We start from the raw sequence: 20,229 nt of genomic DNA on the forward strand, positions 1-20,229 counted from the left end.
TTCGTTTTAAGAGAGGTTGATCCATCGCGACATTAGTTCGCTCATTTTAATAATCGGAGTAGAAAGAGTCATAACAAAGACTAGGGTTTTATACGGGCAAAAAGATATGCTGATATCGTCTTCTAAATAGTACCGTATTAAAGACTTGTTTATTTCGAATAAGATATAACTTAAAACGTAATCTCAACTTACCTCTAGCGTTGTGATAACTACAGTCGATTTTAAGACATATTCAATACTTTTAATACGTTAAGCAGCCCCAGGACAAGTATTATGAAACTGATTGATCCCAAGCATCGAGGACACGCCACACCAGAATAGAAGCTACACTAAAGGTATAGTGCTGATAAGTAGCAGCCCACAACCTAGCACACTTGATTATCATAATCAAGTGTAAAGCAATACTATACTCGTCTTTTTATTAGAAAAATAGAGTCAGTGTATTAATTATAATCACCTTATATTTTAATAATCGCAGCCAGTTTATTGATAAAATAGAATTTTTGTTCCTACTATTTATTCTCTCATTATTAGGAAATTCGATATGAGCTTCAATCATGTTCCATCTGGAAATGAGCTACCTCATGATTTCAATGTTATTATTGAAATTCCAGCGCAAAGTGATCCGGTCAAGTATGAGGTGGATAAAAAACTAGGTCTTCTCGTCGTGGACCGCTTCATCGGCACAGGCATGCGCTATCCAGCTAACTACGGATTTATACCAAAAACTCTAGCTGGCGATGGTGATCCAATTGATGTGTTAGTGATCACACCATTTCCGCTACTAGCGGGTTCAGTCGTGCGTTGCCGCGCGCTAGGTATGCTAAGCATGTCGGACGAATCTGGTCAGGATGCGAAGTTAATTGCAGTGCCAGCCGATAAGATATGCCCAATGACCGTGAGCTTTAAATCTGCTGATGACGTACCAGTTTATCTGAAAAACCAGATTAAGCATTTCTTTGAGCAATATAAGGCGGTCGAAAAGGGAAAGTGGGTCAAGGTTGAAGGCTGGAAAGACATTGTTCACGCGCACGAAGAAATTACCAATGGCGTTGCAAACTTTTATAAGCCATAAGCAGCGCACAGTATCGGCGTGTATTATCGCTTACCGATAACATCCTGCTTAGGTACAGATTGTCGACCTTATATATTTTTTACTGGCGTTGCGCAGTTGATCTAATTAGCTGATTACGGCTCGCTCTTAACTATTTTCGGCATCTTGAGTGCCAGGATTATTCTATTAATATTTTTTAGGGGGGTATAGGTGACAGAATATCACCGTGCTTTATAGCTGCCCACCTCAATGACATCACCCAGCATTTCCATATGCCAGATCGAGGAGATATAGTGCTTAGGGTGTACAACGCAAAAATGGCGGTAATTCTATGCAATAATTCTACCCATATAACGGTACGCAGCAATAGTTTAACCATATTACAGATATCCACGTGCGATGGCGATTACTGCATTATTCAGCTTATTGAAGCTATTAATAAAGCTGAATATTACAATACTTTTTATTTGTTTGTATAGTCGCTATCAAACTCGTAACTCGACGCTTTAACGATAGACACCATTGGCTATGGTACTTACCACTTTATAAGTAATAACTCGCCGCTTTTATAAGCCGTCAGTAAACTAGTAATTAGCATGCTAGCGCTCTCTGTTATAACGAGCATAAATTCTCTGATATAGTTTTTTAGTCACTCAGAAAAATTAAATATCAGGAAAGGTATGAGATAATTCTTACAGAAAACGCCAATTTTTAGTGATTACTTCGTTTAATATAGAGATGGCATCGTTATAGGAAGTTGTTCAGCGCTTTCTCTTTTCCTGTATAAATAGTTGCAACAACATTTCGTGCCTCTATTTCTCAAAACAAATAATTCGCCAAGCAACAGACCTAATTTATTACGACGCTCTCATGAGACTATACCTATCATCCACTAAATCCTTCTGCATATAGCAATCAATAAATAGTAGTGTCTGTGGTGATGGTATAAATCGACTAACGATCAGTGAAACATATATACGCTTTATTATACGAATGTCAGTGATGTTGTCTTGAGAACTTTGCACAGTGCATTCTCCTATAGTAGGATGCACTGTGCGTGGATCAGTCTCGGTCGCTTCCCATAATTACATAGTACACTTGCCTGTAACGTTTTAATAAATACGTGTGTAGGAGCGGAGGAGTTGCCTTTCTACGTGGGTGATGCATTTTATTATGTTATATCAACCTTTAGTTAGTGCGCTCAAAATCTTGGGAAATTATCATTTTGACAAGGTCCACTCGTTCATTATTTTGTTATGAAAATCGCTCTTGCTCAGATTAACGTAACCGTCGGAGACTTTTCTGGAAATCTTTCGAAAATTGTTTCTGCTGCTCAAACCGCCTATGATGCGGGCGCATCTTTGATGATTACACCAGAACTCGTGCTCTCAGGCTACCCGCCTGAAGATCTTCTGCTGCGACCAGCGTTTCATACAGCTAGTCATGTTGCATTTAGCGAGCTAGCTACTCGGCTTAGACGATTTACTGGACTCAGTGTGTTGGTCGGCCATCTGCTGCGCAGCCCGCCAATAAGCGATGCCAATCCGAATCAGCAAGCCGCACGCCCCGGACCAATAGTGGATGTATTCAATGCAGTATCTCTATTAATCGATGGCCAGATTTCGGGAACATACCTGAAGCAAGAACTGCCTAATAGCGGTGTGTTCGATGAAAAAAGGTATTTCAAGTCGAATCTGAAGCCGCTAGTGTTTGAGCTGGAGTGTGTGAAATTCGGCGTCATTCTTTGTGAAGATGCGTGGCATCCATCGGCCGCGTTACTAGCGAAAGAAGCTGGCGCGCACGTGCTATTAGTACTGAATGGTTCGCCGTATCATATAAACAAAGAAAATTTACGAGTTCATGTTCTACGCAAGCGTGTTCGCGAGATTGGCGTGTCAGCTGTCTATTTGAATTTGGTTGGTGCGCAGGATGAACTAGTGTTTGATGGAGGCTCGTTTGTACTCAACGCGCAGGGTGAGCTAATGACTCGACTGCCACAATTTGTTGAAAAAACGGCAATTATTGAATTGGACAGCGTACGGGTGCAACGTGATAAAATCGCGCCTTGCGCCTCTGTTGAGGCGCAAGTCTATGCCGCTCTAGTGCTTGGCGTGCACGATTATGTAAATAAGAATAGATTTCCAGGCGCAATTATTGGGTTATCCGGTGGCATAGATTCAGCACTAGTACTAGCTATCGCATGCGATGCATTGGGCGCGAATCGCGTAAGAACAATTATGATGCCCTCTCGTTATACCACGGAGATATCCATATCCGATGCGACAGAAATGGCACGTCGTATCGGCGTATGCTACGATGAAATTGTTATTACTCCAATATTTGAGGCGTTCCGTACATCGCTAGCTTCGAAATTTGCAGGCTTATCTGAAGATGTTACCGAAGAAAATATTCAGGCGCGCATCCGGGGTATGTTGCTTATGGCTATGTCCAATAAATTTGGTTCTATTGTACTAACTACAAGCAATAAGAGCGAGATGGCTGTAGGTTATTGCACGTTATACGGAGATATGGCGGGAGGCTTTGCTGTAATTAAAGATATTACGAAGACACTAGTGTATAGACTGTGTCGCTATAGAAATACAGCCGCTACGTTCACTACGCGCGACATTATCCCGAAACGGATCTTAACTCGGACGCCATCTGCCGAGCTACGGGAAAACCAGTCCGATCAAGACTGCTTGCCGCCGTATAAAGCGCTGGATGCAATTATACAAATGTACGTAGAAGAAGAGTGCTCGCTCTCCGAAATCGTCGCAGCTGGCTATACTCGAGACGATGTTCAGCAGGTCGCGCGGCTGATTAAACTCAACGAATACAAGCGCCGACAGGCACCAATCGGGATCCGCGTTACGCACCGCGCATTCGGACGAGATTGGCGATATCCGATTACATCTCGTTTTAATGAAGAACTCTGAATATCAAGGATAGCGATAGTACCTTAACTTCAGATATTTTCTGATTAGAATAGATCTATTATGTTGAAGTGTTTCTTTTTGAGTTATGGCACCGCTTGAGCGTATCTTTCAGTGTGAAAGATACTACTAGTAGCGGCAGGTGTGAACTGCGCGTAGCATTAACCATGCTTAGCGCGGACCCCCGAAATTACAAAAGAAGACAAGCATTAGCTTTGCTAGAATGCCATCATTTACATGTCTGATACGCGTGCGGCATAGCTTTCTCAAGATAACGCTGTACATCTAGTGCGGCCATGCATCCAGTGCTCGCACTAGTGATTGCTTGACGATAAATCTGATCTTGCACATCGCCCGCGGCGAACACACCAGCAATTGAAGTTGCGGTCACGTTACCTTTTAGGCCAGAGTTCGTAACTATATAGCCGTTATTCATCTCTAATTGATCCTTAAAGATATCAGTATTTGGTTTATGGCCGATGGCTACGAATAAACCACGTACAGTTAGATCAGTAGTTTCATCAGTCTTTATATTCTTGATACGAAGACCAGTTACACCAGAATCATCACCGAGAACTTGATTAAGTACATGGTTCCATATTATCTGAATAATGCCTTCCCGCTCTTTTGAGAGTAGCCGATCAATTAAGATCGGTTCAGCTCGGAATTTGTTACGACGGTGAATTACCATGACCCTCTTTGCGATAGAAGATAAGTAAAGTGATTCCTCAACGGCAGTATTGCCGCCGCCGATCACTGCGACGTCCTGATTTCGATAGAAGAAACCATCGCAGGTAGCGCATGCAGACACTCCTCTACCTATAAATTGGAGCTCTGATGGCAGGCCTAGGTATTGGGCAGATGCGCCAGTTGCAATAATCAACGCATCGCACGTATACTCACCAAGGTCACCGACTAGTCGCAGGGGTCGATCTTGTAGCTTAGTAGTATGAATGTTATCAAAAACGATTTCTGTATTAAAGCGCTGCGCATGGTTCAATAACCGCCGCATAAGTTCTGGGCCCAGGATAGTATCCGGTTCGCCGGGCCAGTTCTCAACGTCAGTGGTTGTCATTAGTTGCCCGCCTTGTGCAAGGCCGGTGATAAGTACGGGTGAGAGATTAGCCCGTGCTGCGTAGACGGCAGCGCTATAGCCAGCCGGGCCAGAACCTAGAATCAGAACTCTTGCATGCTTACATTTAGACATAATGGTCGATCCCTGCGGGGCGGATGTATGCGTAGATGCACAGCGCGACAGTGCATAATAACGTTGTGCTTGAATTGTAGAACAAAAATTCGGCTGGTATCAGCCTGATTTTCTCTTTACATAAGCGTAGTGGCAGCTCTCCAGACTGATCTAATATTTGTAACTGTCTCAATTCAGGAGCGTTTAGCTATTTTACTTCGTGCACTAGCGCTCTCTTATAGCGCCGATCTTACAGCTTTTACATAGCTGAGGATCTAATCACTTTACACTAAAAAAGTGCACACATTCCAGTGGCTGCCTACTATCCCTTTCTCGATTCAATGCCGAAATCTACGTATTCCTCTAGGGCACAAGTTTTGCCACATCGTCTATCTCGTTTACTAACTGAAATCTACTGGCTGCTACAGGTTGGGTTCACTCTGTTCTTGCTAATGGCACTCGTTAGCTATAACCCGCGTGACCCAAGCTGGACACATGCTATACATATAGACCAGATTACGAATTGGGGTGGACGTGTCGGTGCATGGATATCCGATATCCTGTTGCTATTGTTTGGTCTGTCTGCTTATTGGTGTATTGTGCTGCTAGGGCGACATATTATTAATAATTATCGACGAATCATTGATCACGACGCACTAGGTAAACCACCTGTACCGCACGAAGGAGGTTGGTTGGCTGAGATTTTGTCGTTTGCACTCGTGCTTGTAACCAGCGACGGCTTAGAAGCATTACGAATGTGGTCGCTTAAAGCTCAATTGCCCCGAACGCCCGGCGGCATTGTTGGCGACGCAATAGCTTACGGCGTACAGCACACGCTCGGGTTTGCTAGCGGTACGCTAGCACTATTACTTGCTCTGGCAATCGGCCTGTCATTATTTTTCCGTTTTTCATGGCTGTCAGTGGCTGATTATATTGGTGATTTTATCATCAATATTATTGTACTCCTGAAGTTGTGGCGAGATAGAAAGCGAAACCGCACAGCTAGCCAGAATATGGAAGTCAGGCAGAAGATTAATGTTGAGCATAGTCGGGTTCGACTCAGGGAGTGCAAGCCTGTTACAGGCGGACCTGCTATAGTGATGTCAACTAAGTCTGAATACATCGAAAAAGAAAAGCGGGTGCCGCTATTCCAAGATTTACCTAGTAATAGTACGTTGCCGCCGCTTGCGCTATTAGATCCACCACCGCCAGCTACTCGTGAGGCCGTATCGACTGATATGCTTGAGTTTACCTCACGACTAATCGAAAAAAAACTGAAAGACTTCGGCGTGCAGGTCAGCGTAGTAGGAGCCTATCCTGGCCCGGTGATTACCCGCTATGAAATCGAGCCAGAGACCGGTGTCAAGGGTAGCCAAGTCATAAACCTTGCGAAGGATCTTTCTCGCGCGCTATCGCTTGTATCAATACGAGTTGTCGAAACGATTCCCGGCAAAAACTGTATGGGTTTAGAGTTGCCAAATCAAAACCGTCAGATTGTGCGTCTTTCAGAAATTGTGGGTTCTGAGATTTATGAAAATACACTGTCGCTGCTTACAATGGGATTAGGTAAAGATATCGGGGGTAATCCAGTATGTGTGGATCTAGCTAAGATGCCACATCTGCTAGTAGCTGGCACGACTGGCTCAGGTAAATCAGTTGGTATTAACGCCATTATTTTATCTCTATTATATAAAGCTAGCTCGGAGCAAGTCCGTCTTATCATGATCGATCCAAAGATGCTTGAGTTATCGGTTTATGAGGGTATCCCACACCTATTATGTCCGGTTGTTACTGACATGCGACAAGCGAGTCACGTGCTAAATTGGGCAGTTATTGAAATGGAGCGGCGCTATAAGTTAATGAGTAAGCTTAGAGTGCGCAACCTAGCTAGCTATAATCTCAAGATCGACGACGCGAAAAAACATGGCGAGAAGATTCCAAATCCGTTGAGCCCGGTACCCGATGAACCTGAGCTGCTTGAGAAGCTGCCATTTATTGTGATTATCATCGATGAATTAGCCGATTTAATGATGGTTGCTGGTAAAAAAGTAGAAGAGCTGATCGCGCGGATCGCACAGAAAGCGCGAGCAGCCGGTATTCATCTTGTGATTGCAACTCAGAGACCATCAGTCGATGTCATTACCGGTTTGATCAAAGCGAATGTGCCTACGCGCATTGCGTTTCAGGTATCGTCGAAGATCGATTCCCGCACAATCCTAGACCAGATGGGTGCTGAATCACTGCTCGGCCAAGGTGATATGTTGTACCTGACACCGGGCAGCGGATCGCCAGTCCGCGTTCATGGCGCGTTCGTATCCGATAATGAAGTTCATCGTGTTGTCGAGAAGCTTAAAGAACAGGGCAAGTTAAACTATATTGACGGTATCCTGGAAGGGGCGATCTAGAGAAAACTAAGAAGCATGCAGTTTAAGAACTAGAGGCTCAGATGGTTTGTATAACCAAGCTGTCTAGGACATTCTAAAGTAGCAGCATATATCGACGCGTCACTTGCGTATCGGTTATAACTACGCTGCATAGCTTCCGAAGCATACGGAGCATATCTAGGTTAGTTTCAGAGATAACGTCTAACGTAATACTAGCGCATGCTGACAATGACTGAGCTACTGCATGGGGAAATAGTAGGGGGCGCTATGCTTATAATCATTTATATTCTCAGACTGTACTAAGTAAGCTTTCCGATAGAATTGACACTGGAAACATACTAATGATCGGATTACTTCTTGCTTCTATAGCTAGGATTGCAACAGGCGTATTAATTAATTTGGTTGCTATGCCGTTCGTGCATGCTGGAGGTACCATACAATTCAAAAATTTCGTTTCGCAGCTGCACTCAGCCGATGGGGAGTTTGTTCAACATCAGATCAAGGCAACCGACGGTTCTGCATCACAAGAGCTTAGACAACCAGTGCGCACCTCGATGTCTACGTCAAGCGGTACATTCCAGTTCATACGTCCAGGGAAGTTTATATGGGCATATCAGAAACCGTACAAACAGTTGCTACACTCTGACGGCCATACGTTATACATTTGGGATAAAGATCTAAATCAGGTAATTACGCTGTCACTTAGTAATGCGCTAGGTACTAGTCCAGCTGCTATCCTGTTTGGTAGCGACAAACTAGAAAAAAACTTTTCGCTTCACGATACAGGCGTTAAACAAAGCTGCGACTGGCTCAAGCTCATTCCAAAAGAAAAAAATACTCAGTTCGAGTATATCGATATTGGTTTTCAAGATGGTAACCTCAAGATGATGGAGCTGCATGACGTATTTGGAAATATAACCCTCCTCTCGTTCTCAAACATCCACAAAAATCCGGAGCTATCCGCCGATACCTTTAAGTTTTTAATGCCACAAGGGGTCGACATAATCAATAACTAACTGCCATTAAGCGATATACTGCACGATAGCATCTATCTTTATAAACTAATTAAATATTATTTACTAGCATAGTATTATGCTGGCAATTTCACTGATTAGTAAGTGGATCGCGTAACTAAATCTATAACACCTTTATCGTCTAACTCTGATAATACGCTTGATATATAGATACATTCCATGCTGAATTATGCCATTCGCTATGTCTTGAACTGTTAAGGATATTAGAGAATCGGCCGATCTAGCGGCAGCTTCTCTGTAATATCTAGGTAACGAGTTAACTAAGTTAATAAGGGGGCTTATCTATGATCGTTTATACGTGCTATCGCATGACAAACCTAACCTTTATAAGCGTAAAGAAGAAAGTTAAATAGGTACTCCGTCTTAAACGGCGCACGCTGAGGTATCACGGTAGCACTATATAACAGCATAATAGCAGGTAGTGCCGTGGTTCTATTCAGTCTTTAAGCTGCTAAAGCTCGTACAATTAGTAAGGTAAAATCGTAGTTTACCTTATAGCAGTAGCGTAAAGCTTCCCATGCTCGATATTAACCTGCTCCGCAAGGATATGGACGTGGTTGCCAATCGATTGGTCGATCGCGGCTACATACTTGATATTTCTACATTTCAGGCGCTTGAATCTGAGCGTCGTCAACTCCAAACGTATACCGAGGATTTGCGATCCCGTCGCAACATCTTTTCCAAGAAAATTGGCAAAATGAAGGGATGTAGCAAGGATACATCTTCAATAATGAAGGCAGTTACGAGCATCAGTCATGCTATGAAAGCATCTGATCTGAATCTGGATAAGATACAGGCTAAACTATCTGATCTAATACTTGATATCCCAAATATTCCACATGAATCTGTGCCAATTGGCATAAATGAGACTGGAAATATTGAGGTGAGGCGCTGGGGTACGCCAAGAACGTTTACTTTTGAAGTAAAAGATCACATAGACCTGGGTATGCCGCTAGGAGTTGATTTTGAGATAGGTGCAAAGTTAGCTGGTACTCGATTCACATTGCTGCACGGACAGGCAGCCCGCTTGCATCGGGCCCTTACAGGGTTGATGCTCGATACGCACACGCAGAATCACAACTATACCGAGTGCTATATTCCTTATATCGTAAATTCAGAGATTTTGTACGGCACTGGTCAGTTGCCTAAGTTCGGTAATGATATGTTCCGTGTCGAAAAAGGGGGGGTCGATAATAAAGTGACACAATATTTGATCTCAACGGCGGAAATTGCGCTGACTAATACGGTGCGAGACAGTATTATTGACGTAAATAAATTACCTATCCGGTTGACTGCACATTCGCCCTGCTTTCGATCTGAAGCCGGCGCGTATGGGAGAGATACGCGTGGTATGATCCGACAGCATCAATTTGATAAGATCGAGATGGTACAGATTACATCTCCGGACAGCTCATACCAAGCATTAGAGGAAATGGTAAAACATGCTGAAACTATCTTACAGAAGCTAGAATTGCCGTACCGCGTGATTGAGTTGTGTACCGGAGACATAGGGTTCTCAGCGGCAAAGACATACGATCTCGAGGTGTGGCTGCCAGGGCAGAAAACCTATCGTGAAGTTTCATCATGCTCAAACACTGAGGCATTTCAGGCTCGTCGTATGCAAGCGCGATTCCGCAATCAGCAAGGCAAGCTCGAGTTAGTTCATACGTTAAACGGCTCTGGGCTAGCAGTCGGGCGCACGCTGGTAGCCATTCTGGAGAATGGCCAGAACGCCGATGGGTCGATCACAATTCCAGCGGAATTACATCCATACATGGGAGGCATCACCCGGCTAGAGCCCGTGTGTAGGAGTAAAAAATCGTCGCCCTAAAATATGCTTGGAGTTGTTCAATAGATTGTTTATAGTGCATTATTACGCTTAGCAGAAACCATAAATATTATGGGAAAGGTGGCAGAGTGGACGAATGCGCCGGACTCGAAATCCGGTATACGGTTTTCCCGTATCGAGGGTTCGAACCCCTCCCTTTCCACCAGAAAAGTTATTTATAACAAACTTTATTTCACATAGTTAAATTTTGGGTATAGATTTCCACGGTGGTTTATTACATGGAAGTGTAACCTGCATCTTTAAGATGCATCCCTCACTTTAATAAGTGTATGCAATTGTTGACTATTTGCTTGTCATTACTACTACGTCGTTGATTTTTATAACGGTTTGCTTTTATCAGACTAAATACTCTATTTAGTTTGTATAAAAAAGTTGCTCTTATCTAATTCTCTACTCTGAAGACTTTGGTATTAATACAACGAGTATCATTTTCTCTATGTTTTGTTTCTAAACGTACACAGATTTCTACATTCTTTTAAAAGATCACTAATATGTGCGTTTAGTCCATTCTACTCTAGCTAGAGCGTTAATATTAATCATCGTAAGGTCGACTCTGATAAAGCTTCTCAATCCACTATAACAGTGTATTAGTTCATGATTCCGATAATATTATGTAGAGAAAGAGGTGACTCTCTAAAAAGTAGGTCTTAAGTTTTTTGATATAGCTTAAGATAATCTATCTAGTTAGATGCTTTAGTCTATAAACCTTTAGTCATCCAGATCCTGCTATCTTATCTATAGCTTCATCGCCGTGTATATCTGTGTGATATAGATGCATGTTTACTATTTCCCTTAGGCTTAATATCGTGTTTGAGTGCATTATTGCCAGATAAAGCGTCTCTAAATCCTAATTTATTTTCTTGTGCACGTGTTTGATACTCCATGTTAAGCCTACGGTCTTCTTTTGTAAAATTTTCTACTGCTTCGCATGGCCGCTCCCAATACGTTATATTCTTATTTTTTTAAGTTTTTAAGAGCGCGATTGCTATCCTTATATAGAAACTAAGTTCTTCATGAGTAAGGCTGAGAACCGTTACGTTATCATTTTAAGGAAATACGATTAATCTTTCTCGCCGTAGTCGAACAACAGGCCTGTAGAATATAGAAAAATTTTCTGTGGTCTTTTATGTCGGCTAAAACCCCCCCCCTTTTTGAACTTCGCAGCGGTACGCTAGACACGCTTTTGTTTGTGGTGAAAACAACTGATCTAGCTAAGATGCGAGCTGAACTAAATCGACGTTTCGATATGACACCCGAGTTTTTCGCTGATGACCTAGTAGCGATTGACGTGCGGCGCCTGCCATCGGTTCAACGTATTTTGGTATCAGAAGTAGCCGAAATGCTAAAGACATTCCGGATGCATCCGGCTGGTATCATCGCAAATGATGCACAGCGACCGTGGTTGCAACTTGATACACTACCCTTCGTCGAATTGCGTGAAAGCTTTATTACTCGTAGAAACGAGCCTGCTAGTAGAACGCTTTCAGAAGGAGCATCAAAGGTATTACAGGTTATACCGCACGACGTGATAGCTAATCTACATAGCACTTTTCAAGGCGAAATTAAGCCGATCGGAAATAGCACAACACTAGTGATAGAGAAACCGCTACGCTCAGGGCAGCAGATCTATGCAAAAGGCGATCTTGTAGTATTAGATTTAGTTAGTTACGGTGCAGAAGTAATTGCTGAGGGCAACATCCATATCTATGCCCCACTACGGGGGCGCGCACTAGCAGGCGTGCATGGCAACTGTAACGCCCGGATTTTTTGTATGTGCCTAGAGCCTGAACTGATTTCAATTGCTGGTATCTATCGTACGACTGAAACACCACTTAGCCTCGATATACTTAGTAAGTCAGTACAGATTCGGCTGGCAAATGAGAAGTTGATTATCGAGCCGTTGCGTCTGACATAAAGACTAATTTATATTAGAAGATAATATTTGTGATGACAATAGCAGAGCATATTACCGAATACAAGGTAACATTATGACAAAAATTATTGTAGTAACTTCTGGAAAGGGTGGGGTCGGAAAGACAACAACAAGCGCGAGTTTTGGGGCTGGACTCGCGATGCGCAAGCATAAGACTGCTATTATTGATTTCGATGTTGGTCTGCGTAATCTTGATCTCATTATGGGTTGTGAGCGTCGTGTTGTATACGACTTGATTAATGTAATCCAGAGTGAAGCAAACCTGAACCAAGCGCTTATTAAAGATAAGAAGTGCGAGAAGCTATACATACTGCCGGCGTCTCAGACTCGCGATAAAGATGCCTTGACCCTGGAAAGCGTTGGGAAAGTGATCGACCACTTAATTGAAATGAGCTTTGAGTACATTGTTTGCGATTCGCCGGCCGGGATTGAGTCCGGTGCATTAATGGCAATGCATTTTGCTGATGAAGCATTAGTCGTTACAAACCCTGAAGTATCTTCAGTCCGAGATTCGGACCGTATTCTCGGAATTTTAGCATCTAAGACACGCCGCGCGATTCAGGGTAAAGAACCAGTCAAGGAACACCTACTAATTACGAGATATAACCCCAAACGTGTTAGTGAAGGTGAGATGTTGTCACTAAATGACATCCAGGAGATTCTTCGGATACCATTAGTTGGCGTGATCCCAGAATCTGAGTCGGTACTACATGCATCAAATCAGGGCGTGCCAGCAGTGCATTTAGATGGGACCGACGTCGCGGAGTCGTACAAGGATGTGATCGCCCGTTTCCTTGGAGAACAGAAGCCGCTTCGGTACGTTGACTATCACGAACCGGGATTATTGCAACGTTTGTTCGGCGGTAAGTAAGGGGGGGGAAATGTCGATTCTTTCTTTTCTGCTCGGCGAAAAACGCAAGTCTGCATCAGTTGCAAAAGAGCGCTTGCAATTAATTATTGCACATGAGCGTGCAGCTGGACGAGCGCCAGCTGACTATTTACCTGCGCTGCAGCGCGATCTTGTTGCAGTAATCTCTAAATACGTAAAGATTACGAACAACGACATCAGGGTTCATATAGAGTGTCAGGAAGACCTTGAGGTTCTCGAAGTCAAGATTGAGATTCCGCAGACTTAATCACGCTAGCTAGGTATTCTCCGCTTTAAAGCAGTTTATTCTATGTAGCGGTGTTACGTATCTAAATTATGGAAAGCATATTAATAGTGATAGCGTGAAAGCGCGAGAGATGCGTACCGCAATCATCATTGCTTTTTTAACAAGATTCTAAGTATAGGGTAGTTATCATGAATGTTGACCATAACAGTAGTAATTAAGCTTTACGTAAACACTGATAAGTAGCTACTTATGATCGACGCTGGGGTGTGTATAAATACTAAAATAGTAGCCATATATCTTTCTCTAACGGCGCATGACTATGTTTTCTTTCTCGAAAATCTTATTCGACATATAAAGCCCGTATATTGATCGGGTAGTGGAGTAGATGGCCTGTGCTAGCGGGCGTTGGAAATACTGCGCTAGAAGTGATTATTGAAACTACTGGAGTTTCCATTGACCTTCTAGTGGAAGTACTGTCCGGGCATTAGGACGACTCTCACGCGCCATAAAAACTGCGCGTGATCTTCTCAATCGAGAAAACTTTTTTGGTCAATGATTTACTAAACTCAGTCGCGCAATTTATGATGACACTTACTATGAAAAGTACAGTAGTGCCTTTACAAGCGATAATCAGTTGTACAAGTACTCTTTTTAGTACAGTAGTATACCCCTACACAGAATTTCAACAATTTTTGGAAAATTGACGCCTACAGCGCTAAAAAAGAAATAATACACTTATGCCATGTACAGCGCGTCCACAACAGGCGTAATTATTACGCGAAAATTATGGATAATGGGACACAGCCAAATCGATTGGCTAAGTATGTAAACATCGAGAGAAAACAGCTCGAATTGTTACTTGACTAGAATACACTGTAGTGAGTGCGTGCCCTATTACCGCACTGACATGCAACGATACCACATTAAAGTAATGATAGTTTCATATCAATTTAAACTATACTTAATGACAATAAGAGCTATCTTTGAATAGCTATAACTTCCTTAACGTTAACTTTGCATTAATATTCGATATCTACCACAAGCGGAGCCAAGTAGTTGTATAGTGAAATGTAGTTAGTATTAACATAAACAATGTTATATATTTCTCCAGCTCTTTTCGGATTTAATTATATTAGCAAGTACGCATAAAGAGAGGTGCTTTGCCTATCAAAATAGAATTTATTACGGATCAATCGTCTTAACTAAGCTTACTTAATATTAGATTAGCTATGCTCTCAGCGGTTTCTGTGTTAGATAATCACTATATTGAGGGGGTGAGTTTAAAGGAAGATAAAGCGAAGCTTAATTAAGCTGGGTGAGAGTACTTTAGACTGTAAGCACTTCTGTGTATATTGTATTATGTTTAACATAAGTGAGGAATCGTTCAAATTTTTAAAGCCCTGCAACGTCTAAAAAAATAATAAGCACATACATTTTTTCATAAAAGAGAATTTATGTGCCCACTACTATCGTAGTATAAATATATAATATACGCTGACTAGTAATTAATAATAGCCTATTCGGGGCTGAGGCGCCATTGTATATATGTGTGTAATTTTTTGATAAAAGAGTTTAATCGTTAATTGTGGTTAATTGTGCTGCATTTTTATGATTAGAATTTTGAGTCATGATACTTCGAAAATGAATAAATGATAAGCCCATACACCAACGCAGATGAGGACTACCGAAAGCAGGCTGGAAAACATTCGGCGCTTATGCTATCTCTGGCGCACATGGAAGGTTTATTTCGATGTTATGCTATTGCGCTATTTAAATTAGCTAGCCACTTCTAATTGAAAATTATTTCAAGACAGTTAGCTCGTTACATGATCAATAGTTAACTCATATATTTTTATATAAACTTACTTATGAAAATGTTTAGTAACTCTTGATTAAAAATATACAGAGTATGTTTCTAACTGGAATTTTGTAAAAAATTCATCTTATTTTCCAGAGAAAGGAAACGACTAATCTTGATGCACAATTAATAATTTATATACAAGAGACTCTCGAGAAAAGTTTTGCGTATCGTAAGACCAAATTGTACGATCAAAAGTCTCTAAGCTAGTTTAAGTTAGGGAGACTAGTTTAACTTTTGTAAGTTAAATTTAAAGTAGTAATTTTCAATTACTCAATGTAAAAATATGTTTGCGGAAGCGGTGAGATTCGAACTCACGGACAGCTACCTGTCGCCGGTTTTCAAGACCAGTGCCTTAAACCACTCAGCCACACTTCCAGTGTGCGTAAGATTATACGCCGATAAGTAATAACATATGCAGCAAATCAGGTATATCTTGACCGTCTATTATAGACTGTATGAACGTGGGGGCCTCGAGGATGAGGGGTGTGTCGTTTATAAGTCGCTCTTAAGAAATAATGACTGTAGGTCGTTTAAAAAACGCTGCCCGAGCGGGGTTGGCGCGATATTCATATAATCTCTATAAAGTAATCCGCGGAGTTCGGCTTCCGCAAGAGCTGGCTCAATTAACGTCATTGCTAGCCCAGTCCGCTCGATAAATCGATATGCCGGAAAGCCCTCAGTCAGTCGCAGCGCATTCAGCATAAATTCGAATGGTAGATCAAGCTCACTAATTTCATGTTGTTCCTGAATAGGTATTTCTAAGGCAGTTTGTGATAAATATCTGATAGGGTGTTTATAACGTATCTGTCGTACTATTTTTTCCGGAAAAGACAATTTTGAATGCGCGCCTGCGCCAATGCCCAAGTAGTCGCTAAATTGCCAATAGTTTAAATTGTGGCGGCTTTTCCGATGTTCCTTAGCATACGATGATACTTCATAGTGCTGATAGCCAGCCTCACGCATACGTATATGGATCCAATCCTGCATGTCAGCTGACGTATCGTGGTCAGGCAGCACAGGTGGATATTTGTAGAAATAGATATTAGGCTCAAGTGTGAGGTGATATAACGATAAGTGGGGCGGGGAAAATGATAGTGCAGTTTCTATATCTTCGCAGCATTGTGCGAGCGTTTGATGCGGCAATGCAAACATTAAATCTAGATTAAAGTTATCAAAATTTAAACACGCAATTTCTACTGCGCGCCGGCATTGGGCCGAATTATGAGTGCGGCCCAATGCTCTCAAGTGAGAGTCATTGAAGCTCTGAATGCCAATCGAAAGTCGATTAACACCACTATTACGAAAACTTGCAAACTTAGAAGCTTCAAACGTGCCGGGATTTGATTCAAGCGTGATTTCTGTATCTACATCTATCAATAGTAGAGTGCGTAGGTCCGATAACAGTCGGTCAATCGCTTGTTCCGAGAGGAGACTTGGAGTCCCTCCACCAATAAACACGGTATGAACCGGCCGTCCCCAGATCAGTGGCAACGCCGCTTCTAAGTCAGCACGTAGCGCGTTTATATACTCGATTTCAGGAAAGTGTGTATTTTCTAGGGTACGTGCGAGTGCATGCGAATTGAAGTCGCAGTATGGGCACTTTCGTATACACCATGGAAAATGTACATATAGGGACAGCGGGGGTGGAGTAGTAAGCCGAATACGTCCTGGTGCTCTACATGTTGTAGATAGCGCTTCGATTAATCTCGCTGAATTATTATTTTCAAACGGTGTCGGGCGTTCGTATTTTACCATTCGTCGTTTAGTCGACGAATCAACTCTGTTACTGCTAATGCACGATGACTATAGGCGTTTTTTACTTGTAAATCTAACTGAGCTACGCTTCTCTGTAGCATGGGAATATAGAATAGTGGATCGTAGCCAAAGCCATTTCCGGCCGCGGCCTCAGTTAGGATTTCACCGTGCCAACGACCATCGGTGATTAGGGGCTCAGGATCATCGACACAGCGTAGTAACACTAGTGTACAGTAATAGTAAGCACGCCGGTCATTATGGACACGTAACTCCTCGAGCAAGCGAGCATTGTTAGCTATATCGGATTTTTCACCACTTTCTAAATGTGCGTAGCTGGACGAGGAGACGCCCGGCGCTCCTCCAAGCGCACGTACACACAGCCCAGAATCATCGGCGAGAGTGGGTAAACCAGTGACGTGTGCTGCGTGCCGCGCTTTTTCTAGTGCGTTTTCGATAAATGTAGAGTGTGGCTCGGGCGCTTTATCTACGAACAATGTATGCTGTGGTATAAGATCGATTCCAAAAGTATTCAGTGCAGAAAATTCGCGTAGCTTGCCAGGGTTATTCGATGCTAGCACGATACTCGACAGAGCACATCTAAGATGGTTATTCATACCCACGGTACTGTTTGGGGGAGACCGATGAATTGCATGATGCCTGATTCTGCAATATCGAGTGGTGTATTAATCTCATGTTGCTGAGTGGTTTGCCTTCGGCTGTGCCCTGTATTTCGATAAAGCGGGGACTACCCCTCTGTTATCACGATATTTTCATAGTATAAATTAAGCACCGGTGTCGCACTGAAGATACCTGCTGATATTAGGCGATACGATTAATTGGCATCGTTGCAATACTTTCCATGCGCTGGTAGCATACTTATCTCATTACGTGGGACGAAAATGCGCAAGCGAGAGTTGCACAACGTGTACAACCATCAGTTTAGACAACATCGCAGTCGACGTGCATCGTGCGCACACCCAATTTTACAAGTTAAACATTATGTATAGTGCACGCTCGATAAATCTCTTGATTTCTTGAGTGCGACTGCTCTGTTTTCCACTTATTGCCTCACACTTATTTCGTATATGTATCGTGCGGTTGGCATGCCGCACTCAGCAGTAAGCCGGCTACGGCTGAGATCTCACAGGAATTTGGATACTTTCTTAGTATACTAGCAGTGCTAGGTTAATTGTGCATCGCCATTCAATTAATACAAATATTCAGTATGATCTATGTAGTGTCACGCAAACACATATCTGGGGAGAATTAACACATGGTTACTGTGCCGCGGATTAGAAACTTTCATATCTAGTTAGAAAGTATGTATGGCTTCTAAGCTAACGTAGCCAACACGAAAACTACATCTTAACGATAAATTCAGATTGCTTTATTGCATAAACTTATCTCGTTATCGATTTTTAGCACTAAAGCACAAGTAGGCATTTAGTGCGATAATAACTCTTTAACAAAAATTGTCGTGAGATGCAACAATGATCTGCAGCATGACAGGCTATGCGAGTGTAACGCAAGAACTACTCGTCGATGGAATGCTTGAGGTCGGTAGTAGTGCCTATACCGCTAGCGTATCAGTCGAGTTACGTACTGTAAATTCTCGGTTTCTCGACTTCAATTTCAGAATACCCGAAGAAGTTCGAGCATGCGAAATAGCCTTGCGCAAAATGATAATGAACCGCCTCTCGCGAGGCAAGATCGATATCTACATTAACGTACAGAACAGCAAGCCAGTCGCGATGATCGAGTCTCTAGATCGCAATACGCTATTACAACTAGCAGCACTGGAGTGTGCTGTGCTTGATGTGTTTCCCAAAGCGAGTAGCCTGCACATTGGTGAAATCTTGCGTTGGCCTGGCGTCATTTCTGATAGACCACTATCAACAACATTGCTGCACGATACGATACTATCCTGTAGTAAAAAAGCTCTCAATGAGCTCATTAGTTCTCGTAGACGAGAGGGAGAGCAATTAGCTACAATTCTATTGGCTAATATAACCGAAATGGAAGTGATGGTTAGTCGTATTACGCCATTAGTGCCCGAGCTAGTCACACGTCATCAAAACAAGATTATTGAGCGATTGAAAACAGCACTGAGTATGGCGATGTCGGATAGTTCCCAGAAACTCGTCTTGCATGAGGAAATTATCGAACGGATCCGACAAGAAGTCACTATGTACAGCATTCGTATCGATATCGCTGAGGAGCTGTCTCGGTTAGGTATGCATTTAGCTGAGACTCGCTATATGATTACAAAGGGCGGCCAGCTTGGAAAGAAACTTGATTTTATGATGCAAGAACTCAACAGGGAAGCGAATACTCTTGGCTCTAAGGCTGCGACTAAAGAATTGGCCGATGCATCTATGATGCTGAAACTATTAATTGAGCAGATGCGTGAACAGATCCAAAATTTGGAATAGTCTGTCGCAATGACAAATAATCAAAATTTTTACGCTAGAGCATATCCGGGTAATCTGTTTATGGTAGTTGCACCATCTGGTGCGGGTAAGTCGACACTAATCAGTGCGCTATTAGCTTGCGACTCTCTGATCCGGATGTCCGTGTCGTACACTACGCGACCGCCGCGGCTGAATGAAGAAAATAATGTGCAGTACCATTTTATCTCAGTATCTGATTTCCAGGAACTCTACGCCCAGGATAAGTTTCTTGAGAGTGCTGTGGTCCATGGTCATTACTATGGTACATCGCGCGCATGGATTGAAGAACAAATGGAGAACGAGGTAGATATACTGCTTGAAATCGATTGGCAAGGCGCACAGCAAGTGCGTAAGAAGTTCCGAAATGCGGTCGGTATCTTTATACTGCCCCCGTCGCTCGATGCACTAAGGATGCGTTTACATAAGCGAGGGCAAGACGAGCAGAACGTGATCGCCGATCGGCTATTGACCGCTCGTCGTGAAATATCTCATGCACCTGAATTCGAATACGTCTTAATCAACGAGACTTTCGATCATGCGTTGACTGAAATGCAGAGTATAGTCACCTCAAGACGTCTGTGTTTCTTATCACAGCGCGCACGCCACGAAAATCTATTCGTCGAATTAGGTATTCACTCACCGTAAATAGATTTATAAATGATAAAGGATCTTAAT

Annotated in this window: 12 protein-coding genes, 2 tRNA genes and 1 pseudogene; 11 read left to right on the plus strand and 4 right to left on the minus strand. The window is 42.7% G+C overall.

Features of this window, described 5'->3' with window-relative positions:
- Window positions 1-544: 544 nt before the first annotated feature.
- On the plus strand, window positions 545-1,075 hold the full coding sequence (gene ppa, locus K0T93_RS01060) for an inorganic diphosphatase (protein WP_225721564.1): 531 nt from the start codon (window positions 545-547) through the stop codon (window positions 1,073-1,075).
- A 1,235-nt stretch (window positions 1,076-2,310) separates the two neighbouring features.
- Complete coding sequence (locus K0T93_RS01065; RefSeq protein WP_225721565.1) at window positions 2,311-3,990, plus strand: NAD+ synthase; 1,680 nt, start codon at window positions 2,311-2,313, stop codon at window positions 3,988-3,990.
- A gap of 226 nt (window positions 3,991-4,216) precedes the next feature.
- Here the strand turns inward: K0T93_RS01065 and trxB are convergent, their stop codons facing one another.
- A complete protein-coding gene (trxB, locus tag K0T93_RS01070; protein ID WP_225721566.1) occupies window positions 4,217-5,194 on the minus strand; it encodes a thioredoxin-disulfide reductase in 978 nt (325 codons plus the stop codon).
- A 320-nt stretch (window positions 5,195-5,514) separates the two neighbouring features.
- Here trxB and K0T93_RS01075 point away from each other — a divergent pair.
- The 7 genes and pseudogenes from K0T93_RS01075 to minE all read left to right on the plus strand — a co-directional run.
- A pseudogene (locus K0T93_RS01075) lies at window positions 5,515-7,569 on the plus strand (DNA translocase FtsK); the annotation flags it as partial.
- 329 nt (window positions 7,570-7,898) lie between these two features.
- Entirely contained in the window at window positions 7,899-8,573 is a 675-nt protein-coding gene (lolA, locus tag K0T93_RS01080; RefSeq protein WP_225721567.1) for an outer membrane lipoprotein chaperone LolA, read from the plus strand.
- A 535-nt stretch (window positions 8,574-9,108) separates the two neighbouring features.
- Window positions 9,109-10,422, plus strand: a complete 1,314-nt coding sequence (serS, locus tag K0T93_RS01085; RefSeq protein ID WP_225721568.1) for a serine--tRNA ligase — start codon at window positions 9,109-9,111, stop codon at window positions 10,420-10,422.
- 72 nt (window positions 10,423-10,494) lie between these two features.
- Window positions 10,495-10,585, plus strand: a tRNA-Ser gene (locus K0T93_RS01090).
- Between the two features lie 981 nt (window positions 10,586-11,566).
- Window positions 11,567-12,355, plus strand: a complete 789-nt coding sequence (gene minC, locus K0T93_RS01095; protein WP_225721569.1) for a septum site-determining protein MinC — start codon at window positions 11,567-11,569, stop codon at window positions 12,353-12,355.
- A 73-nt stretch (window positions 12,356-12,428) separates the two neighbouring features.
- Window positions 12,429-13,244 (plus strand): septum site-determining protein MinD, encoded by an 816-nt coding sequence (gene minD, locus K0T93_RS01100; protein ID WP_225721570.1) that lies wholly within the window; start codon window positions 12,429-12,431, stop codon window positions 13,242-13,244.
- 10 nt (window positions 13,245-13,254) lie between these two features.
- Window positions 13,255-13,509, plus strand: coding sequence for a cell division topological specificity factor MinE (gene minE / locus K0T93_RS01105; protein WP_225721571.1), 255 nt, complete (start codon window positions 13,255-13,257; stop codon window positions 13,507-13,509).
- 2,130 nt (window positions 13,510-15,639) lie between these two features.
- Here minE and K0T93_RS01110 read toward each other — a convergent pair.
- The 3 genes from K0T93_RS01110 to K0T93_RS01120 all read right to left on the minus strand — a co-directional run bounded on the left by K0T93_RS01110 (window position 15,640) and on the right by K0T93_RS01120 (window position 17,718).
- A tRNA-Ser gene (locus K0T93_RS01110) sits at window positions 15,640-15,724 on the minus strand.
- A gap of 117 nt (window positions 15,725-15,841) precedes the next feature.
- Window positions 15,842-17,104, minus strand: a complete 1,263-nt coding sequence (gene hemW, locus K0T93_RS01115; protein WP_225721572.1) for a radical SAM family heme chaperone HemW — start codon at window positions 17,102-17,104, stop codon at window positions 15,842-15,844.
- The gene (locus K0T93_RS01120; RefSeq protein WP_225721573.1) at window positions 17,098-17,718 is read right to left on the minus strand and encodes a non-canonical purine NTP pyrophosphatase; all 621 of its coding nucleotides are present in this window, start codon (window positions 17,716-17,718) and stop codon (window positions 17,098-17,100) included. The genes hemW and K0T93_RS01120 overlap by 7 nt, the downstream gene beginning before the upstream one ends.
- Window positions 17,719-18,594: 876 nt before the next feature.
- On the opposite strand from K0T93_RS01120, the gene K0T93_RS01125 reads away from it, so the two are divergent.
- Both K0T93_RS01125 and gmk read left to right on the plus strand, forming a co-directional pair.
- Window positions 18,595-19,536, plus strand: a complete 942-nt coding sequence (locus tag K0T93_RS01125; protein ID WP_225721574.1) for a YicC/YloC family endoribonuclease — start codon at window positions 18,595-18,597, stop codon at window positions 19,534-19,536.
- A 9-nt stretch (window positions 19,537-19,545) separates the two neighbouring features.
- Complete coding sequence (gene gmk / locus K0T93_RS01130) at window positions 19,546-20,199, plus strand: guanylate kinase (protein ID WP_225721575.1); 654 nt, start codon at window positions 19,546-19,548, stop codon at window positions 20,197-20,199.
- Window positions 20,200-20,229: the final 30 nt, after the last annotated feature.

The sequence above is a fragment of the Candidatus Vallotiella sp. (ex Adelges kitamiensis) genome, from assembly GCF_020342435.1.
Taxonomy (GTDB): Bacteria; Pseudomonadota; Gammaproteobacteria; order Burkholderiales; family Burkholderiaceae; genus Mycetohabitans.

Bases quoted from the DNA above. Each gene is read 5' to 3' on its own strand.
- ppa (WP_225721564.1), top strand. From the start codon at position 545: ATGAGCTTCAATCATGTTCCATCTGGAAATGAGCTACCTCATGATTTC.
- K0T93_RS01065 (WP_225721565.1), top strand. From the start codon at position 2,311: ATGAAAATCGCTCTTGCTCAGATTAACGTAACCGTCGGAGACTTTTCT.
- trxB (WP_225721566.1), bottom strand. From the start codon at position 5,194: ATGTCTAAATGTAAGCATGCAAGAGTTCTGATTCTAGGTTCTGGCCCG.
- lolA (WP_225721567.1), top strand. From the start codon at position 7,899: ATGATCGGATTACTTCTTGCTTCTATAGCTAGGATTGCAACAGGCGTA.
- serS (WP_225721568.1), top strand. From the start codon at position 9,109: ATGCTCGATATTAACCTGCTCCGCAAGGATATGGACGTGGTTGCCAAT.
- minC (WP_225721569.1), top strand. From the start codon at position 11,567: ATGTCGGCTAAAACCCCCCCCCTTTTTGAACTTCGCAGCGGTACGCTA.
- minD (WP_225721570.1), top strand. From the start codon at position 12,429: ATGACAAAAATTATTGTAGTAACTTCTGGAAAGGGTGGGGTCGGAAAG.
- minE (WP_225721571.1), top strand. From the start codon at position 13,255: ATGTCGATTCTTTCTTTTCTGCTCGGCGAAAAACGCAAGTCTGCATCA.
- hemW (WP_225721572.1), bottom strand. From the start codon at position 17,104: ATGGTAAAATACGAACGCCCGACACCGTTTGAAAATAATAATTCAGCG.
- K0T93_RS01120 (WP_225721573.1), bottom strand. From the start codon at position 17,718: ATGAATAACCATCTTAGATGTGCTCTGTCGAGTATCGTGCTAGCATCG.
- K0T93_RS01125 (WP_225721574.1), top strand. From the start codon at position 18,595: ATGATCTGCAGCATGACAGGCTATGCGAGTGTAACGCAAGAACTACTC.
- gmk (WP_225721575.1), top strand. From the start codon at position 19,546: ATGACAAATAATCAAAATTTTTACGCTAGAGCATATCCGGGTAATCTG.